The organism is Streptomyces sp. NPDC001732 (assembly GCF_053596315.1).
Genome location: NZ_JBSFFY010000192.1, coordinates 1 through 1,742, shown reverse-complemented (window position 1 = coordinate 1,742; position 1,742 = coordinate 1). Strand labels below are relative to the sequence as shown.

The following is a 1,742-nucleotide window of genomic DNA, read 5'->3' as shown; positions in this document are numbered from 1 at the left end:
GAGCACCCCGCGCTGGTGGCCGAGGACGCCTGCCTCAGCTACGCGGAACTCGACGAGCGCTCGGCGAGGCTGGCGGCGCTGCTGGTGGACCGCGGCGTCCGGCGGGGCGACACCGTCGCCGTGGCCGTCCCGCGCTCGGCCGCACAGACCGTTGCGCACCTCGCGGTGCTGCGGGCCGGTGCGGTGTGCCTGCCGATCGAGCCGGACCACCCGGCCGCGCGGATCCGCGCCCTCCTGGACGACGCCGCGCCCGCCGCGGCCGTCACCGTCCAGGACGGCCCCGCCGCGCTCCGGGAGCGCAAGGAGCCGGTCCTCGTGCTCGACGACCCGGCCACCGAGGAGCAGGCCGCCGCCCTGCCCGTCGCCGGACTGCCGGGCCCGCTGCCCGAGTCCCCGGCCTACCTGATCCACACCGCCGACCCGGAGGGCCGCCCGCGCGGCGTCCTCGTGCCGCACCGGGGCATCGTGAACCGGCTGCTGTGGACGCGGGACGCCCACGGGCTCGGCCCGGACGACCGGGTGCTGCACAAGGCGCCCGCCGACGTCGACACGTCGGTCTGGGAACTGCTCGCACCGCTGGTGACCGGCGCCGCCCAGGTGGCCGCCGCCCCCGGCAGCCACCGCGACATGGTCGCCCTGGCCCGGACGATCCGGCGCGAGGGCGTGACCACCGCGCACTTCGCCCCCGCCATGCTGGAGGCGTTCCTCGCCGAGCCCGAGGCCGCCCGGTGCACCGGACTGCGCCGGGTGCTGTGCGGCGAGCCCCTGACGGCCGAGCTGCGCGAACGCTTCCGGCTGCTCCTGCCCGAGGCGGAACTGCACGTCCTGCACGGCGCGACGGAGACGTCGTCCGCCATCACCGCGGGGTCCGGCGCGACCGGGACCGAAGAGGCCTACCCGTCCGTCGGCCGCCCGGTCTGGAACACCCGCGCCTACGTGCTCGACGCCGGCCTCACCCCGCTGCCCCCGGGCAGCGCCGGGGAACTCTACGTCGGCGGCGTGCAGCTGGCGCACGGCTACCGGGGCCGGGCCGACCTGACCGCGCAGCGGTTCGTGGCCGACCCCTACGGCCCGCCCGGCTCCCGGCTCCACCGCACCGGCGACCTGGCCCGGATCACCCGGGACGGGACGATCGAGCTCCTGGGCCGCACCGACGACCGGATCACGGTCGACGGCCGGGACGTCGAGCCCGGCGAGGTCGAAGCCGTCCTGGCCGGCCACGACGCCGTCGGAGCCGCGGCAGTGGCCGCGCGCCCGGGACCCTCGGGCGCCGTCGAGCTGGTGGCCTACCACGTGCCCGCCGACCCGGTGGCCCCCGCGGACGCCGAGACGCTGCGGGCGCACGCCGCGGCCCTGCTGCCGCACCACGCGGTGCCCGTGCACTACATGGAGCTCGACGCGCTTCCGCACACCGCGGACGGCCGGATCGACCGGGCCGCGCTGCCCGAGCCGCAGCGCAGCACCGCCCGCGCCCCTCGCAACGAGGTGGAGCGGACCCTGTGCGACCTGTTCTGCGAACTGCTCAAGGTGGAGTCGGTGTCGATCGACGACAGCTTCTTCGACCTGGGCGGTCACTCCCTGCTGGCCACCCGCCTGGTGAGCCGCGTCCGCTCCATGTTCGGCATCGAGCTGCCCTTCCGGGACATCTTCGATGCGCAGACGGTGGTGTTGTTGGCGGAGCGTGTGGTGGGTTCGTCGGTGGGTGGGCGTGCGGCGTTGGTGCCGATGGTGCGTCCGGATCG

1 protein-coding gene is annotated in these 1,742 nt (G+C 76.4%); it reads left to right on the top strand.

Annotated elements, in window-relative coordinates; genetic code table 11:
- Window positions 1-1,742 (top strand): non-ribosomal peptide synthetase (locus ACWCXX_RS41290; protein WP_451136455.1); only part of this gene is annotated, 1,742 nt, incomplete at both ends.